Source organism: Mesorhizobium sp. M7A.F.Ca.AU.002.02.1.1 (genome assembly GCF_003998535.1).
Lineage (GTDB): Bacteria > Pseudomonadota > Alphaproteobacteria > Rhizobiales > Rhizobiaceae > Mesorhizobium > Mesorhizobium ciceri.
This window is the reverse complement of sequence record NZ_RZPB01000567.1, coordinates 1-3,991: the sequence shown is the minus strand read 5'-3', so window position 1 is coordinate 3,991 and position 3,991 is coordinate 1. Positions and strand designations below refer to the sequence as shown.

4 protein-coding genes and 1 tRNA gene are annotated in these 3,991 nt (G+C 64.7%); 3 read left to right on the top strand and 2 right to left on the bottom strand.

Annotated features, from left to right (window positions below):
- Positions 1-289 precede the first annotated feature (289 nt).
- Together EN879_RS26840 and EN879_RS26835 are read right to left on the bottom strand one after the other, a co-directional pair.
- Positions 290-365: transfer RNA gene (locus EN879_RS26840), tRNA-Lys, on the bottom strand.
- 106 nt (positions 366-471) lie between these two features.
- Complete coding sequence (locus EN879_RS26835) at positions 472-1,380, bottom strand: PhzF family phenazine biosynthesis protein (RefSeq protein ID WP_063168252.1); 909 nt, start codon at positions 1,378-1,380, stop codon at positions 472-474.
- A 101-nt stretch (positions 1,381-1,481) separates the two neighbouring features.
- On the opposite strand from EN879_RS26835, the gene EN879_RS26830 reads away from it, so the two are divergent.
- From EN879_RS26830 to EN879_RS26820, 3 genes are all read left to right on the top strand, one after another.
- Positions 1,482-2,774, top strand: a complete 1,293-nt coding sequence (locus tag EN879_RS26830) for an efflux RND transporter periplasmic adaptor subunit (protein ID WP_063168253.1) — start codon at positions 1,482-1,484, stop codon at positions 2,772-2,774.
- Positions 2,775-2,778: 4 nt separating this feature from the next.
- The gene (locus EN879_RS26825; protein WP_063168254.1) at positions 2,779-3,492 is read left to right on the top strand and encodes an ABC transporter ATP-binding protein; all 714 of its coding nucleotides are present in this window, start codon (positions 2,779-2,781) and stop codon (positions 3,490-3,492) included.
- Positions 3,489-3,991: ABC transporter permease (locus EN879_RS26820; RefSeq protein WP_164774594.1), on the top strand; the 503-nt coding region annotated here is incomplete at its 3' end. The genes EN879_RS26825 and EN879_RS26820, both read left to right, overlap by 4 nt.

Below are 3,991 nucleotides of genomic sequence, written 5' to 3'. Positions count from 1 at the left end.
GTCATGGCCCGATCGACACCGGCATTTTCGTTGTCTTCCTGGTCTTCTTCTGGTGGCCCATCAGCGATTTCTCCGGGGGAAAAGACGGAATTGGCGCCAGCGATGCTGCAGCCGGGGAAAAGAGCCTTGCTTTTCGATTCGGCCGGTTTCTGAGCCGCATTTTTCAACTCGGCTAAATCGCCACAAGATCCGGATAGCGCGTTTGAAGAATCACGGTCGGACAGCCTTGCCCGAGATGCGCCAAACGCGTCTCGCTTTCAGGGTCTTTCCACCAACTCTTCTAGGAATTTGGTGGGTGCGCACAGGATTGAACTGTGGACCCGCTGATTAAGAGTCAGCTGCTCTACCAACTGAGCTACGCACCCACTCGGCCGGCAAAAACCGGCGTTGGCGGGCATATAGCCGCCACCATCGGTCCTGTCCAGCCCTGCCGGAATCATTTCCCGACAAATCGACCGAGCATGCGTTCGATCAAACGAACAGCTTGCCCTCCGCCACCTTGATTGCGTTGCCGCCGATGCGCGCCGAGGCCAGTTTTCCGCCTTGCACGGTCAGTTCGAGGCGGATGCGCGATGGCCGGCCCATCTCCAGCCCCTGCTCGATCCACAGCTGTGAAATGCCATCGGTCGGCGCGTCGAAATGCATGATGGCGCCGGCAAAGGCGGCTGCCGCCGAGCCGGTCGCCGGATCCTCATAGGAAGGCGTGCCAGGCACGATCATGCGCACATGGAAGGCGCTTTCGTGGTTCACCGTCTCGCGGCAGTAGACATAGGGGCTGGCGAAGGCCCATTCGCTCTTGCGCGGCGCCAGTTCCGACCAGGCCTGGTTGTCCAGCCGGATGCGACCCGCCGCCTCGAGATTGGCAACCGGGATGGTGACATAGGGCACGCCCGCCGACCAGAACGCGACGCGGTGATTCTCGAAGCCGATCTCATGCGGCGTCAACCCAAGCGCGGCACCGATCGCCTCCGGATCGGCATCGAGCTTCAGCGGCTCCGGCAGCTTGGCCAGGTCGAACTCGGCAAAAGTGTTGCCGTCATGCTTGCTGACGGCGCACCGCACCGGACCGATGTTTTCCTCCAGCACGAAGATGCCGGCGCCGCCCTCTTCCGCCAGTTCGGCCAGCGCGATCGCGGCGCCGACCGTCGGATGGCCGGCGAACGGCATTTCATAGTCGGGCGTGAAGATGCGGATGCGGTTTTTGTGCTTGGGATTGGCCGGCGGCAGGACGAACACCGATTCGGACAGGTTGAATTCGCGCGCGATGGCCTGCATCGCGGCCGTGTCCAATCCCTTGCTGTCGAGCACGACGGCCAAAGGATTGCCGGCCAGTCGCTCGGTCGTAAACACATCGTAAAGCAAGTAATTCCGGGTTTTCATTCCTGCCTCAATCCCAACATGGGCGAAATTTAATTTGATATTTGAACCGGTAAGCCTGATCTGTGCACAGATAGGGACATTGCGCATTATAGGGGTCCAGCGTGGACCAGATTGTCAATCTGCCAAAGACGGAATCGGATTCCGCCATCGAGACGGCGCTTGGGCTCGACCAGACAGGCCGGCGCAGATCGCGCCGTCGTGGGTGGCTCTATGCGTTGCTGGCGCTGATCGTGCTCGCCGCCGCGCTTGGCCTCTATCAATGGTATGCGGGCTCGCCGGCCAGGATTGACTACACCACAGTGCCTGCCGCCAAGGCCGACCTCACCGTCGCGGTGTCGGCGACCGGCACGTTGCAGCCACTCACCCAGGTCGATATTTCAAGCGAACTGTCCGGCATCATCCGCTCGGTCTCGGCCGAGGAGAACCAGCAGGTCAAGAAGGGTGACGTGCTGGCGACACTCGACACGGTGAAACTCGAAGTCCAGATCGAGCGCGCCGAAGCTTCGGCCAAGGCCGCCGCCGCCAATGTCGAGGACGCCACGGTTACGCTGGCCGAAAACGAGAAGGCGCTGGTGCGCGCCGCCGAACTGACCAGGCGCGGCATGGCGACCGACCAGTCGCTTGAAGCGGCAACCGCCACGCGCGACCGTTCCAAGGCAGCTCTCGACAGTGCGCAGGCCAACCTCGCCATCGCCCAGGCCGACCTCAAGGCGCAGCAGACCGACCTTGCCAAGAGCACAATCTATGCGCCGATCGACGGCATCGTTTTGACGCGCTCGGTCGATCCCGGCCAGACGGTCGCCTCCTCGCTGCAGGCGCCGGTGCTGTTCATCATCGCCGCCGATCTCAGGAACATGGAACTGGTGGCGGCGGTCGACGAGGCCGACATCGGTGCGGTCAAATCCGGCCAGCATGCCCGCTTCACCGTCGATGCCTTCCCCGAGCGGCCGTTCGATGCCGAGATCCGCGACATCTCCTATGCCTCGGTCACCACCGACGGCGTCGTCACCTACAATGCGCGGCTCGAGGTCGACAACAACGAGCTGCTGCTGCGGCCCGGCATGACCGCCACCGTTTCGGTCGTCACCAAGCAGGCCAAGGACGTGCTCACCGTGCCGGCCACCGCCTTCCGCTTTCGCCCGGTCCAGCAGGCCGCACGCGGCTGGAGCCTCAGCGACCTGTTCACCGGCCGCATGGGCCGCCCCGGCGGCAACCGCCAGCGCCAGGCCGCCACAGTGCCCACCGACGGCTCGCGCACGCTCTATGTGCTGGAGAACGGGCGTCCGCACCCGGTCAACGTCAAGATCGGCTCGACCGACGGCGAACTGACCGAGATCATTTCTGGCCTCGACGAAGGCGCACAGGTCATCACCGCGTCGCAGCAGCGGAGCTGATACCGTGGCTGCCGGTGCTGCCCTCATCACCTTCGACAAGGTCTGGAAGAGCTATGGCCAGGGCGAGGCCAAGGTGCATGCGCTGGCCGGCGTCGATCTTGCCATCCGGCGTGGCGAATTCGTCGCCATCATGGGGCCGTCCGGCTCCGGCAAGTCGACGGCGATGAACATCATCGGCTGCCTCGACACGCCGACGGCCGGAACCTATTCCTTCATGAGCATCGACGCCGGCCGCCTCGACCGCAACCGCCGCGCCATGCTGCGCAACCTCTATGTCGGCTTCGTCTTCCAGGGTTACAATCTGCTGGCCCGCACCACGGCGGCCGAAAATGTCGAACTGCCGCTGATCTATCGCGGCGTGGCCGCCCGCGAGCGCCGCGACCTTGCCATGCAGGCCCTGGCGGAGGTCGGCCTTGTCGGCCGCGAGCACCACACGCCGGCCGAACTGTCCGGCGGCCAGCAGCAGCGCGTGGCGATCGCGCGCGCCATCGTCACGCGCCCGACGCTGCTCGTCGCCGACGAGCCGACCGGCAACCTCGACACCGCCCGCACGCACGAGATCATGGAGTTGCTGACGCGGCTCAACAAGGAGCTTGGCCTGACCATCGCCATGGTCACCCACGAGGCCGACGTCGCCGACTATGCCGAACGCACCATCCGCTTCCTCGACGGCCACGTCGCCTCCGATTCCAGGAAGCTGGAGATCGCACAACCATGATCTGGGAAACCGTCCGCCTGTCGCTGCGCTCGATCCGCCGCAACGTGCTGCGCTCGTTCCTGACCTTGCTCGGCATCGTCATCGGCGTTGCCGCCGTCATTGCCATGCTCACCATCGGGTCGGGCACCACGCAGAAGGTCAAGGCCGACATCTCCAAGCTCGGCAGCAATCTGCTGGTCGTCCGCTCCGGTCGCCCGGCCGGTCCCGGTGGCCCGGGCGGGCTCGACCAGGTGGTGCGTCCGCTGGCCGAAAAGGAGCTGGCGGCGCTGGTTGCGCATCTGACTGGCGCCCGCGCCATTTCGCCGGCTTCGCAAAAGCAGGTCCGGGTCATCTTCGGCACCGAGAGCCTGACCTCGGGCGTCACCGGCACCGACAGCGCCTATCTCGATGCGCGCGACTGGAAACTGGTGTCGGGCCGCCCGTTCAGCGATTCCGAAACCCGCTCGGGCACAGGCGTGTGCCTGATCGGCGAGACGGTGCGCCAACAATTCTTCGGCGC

Excerpts from the sequence above, each read along its gene's own strand:
- EN879_RS26835 (WP_063168252.1), bottom strand. The coding sequence starts at position 1,380 with ATGAAAACCCGGAATTACTTGCTTTACGATGTGTTTACGACCGAGCGA.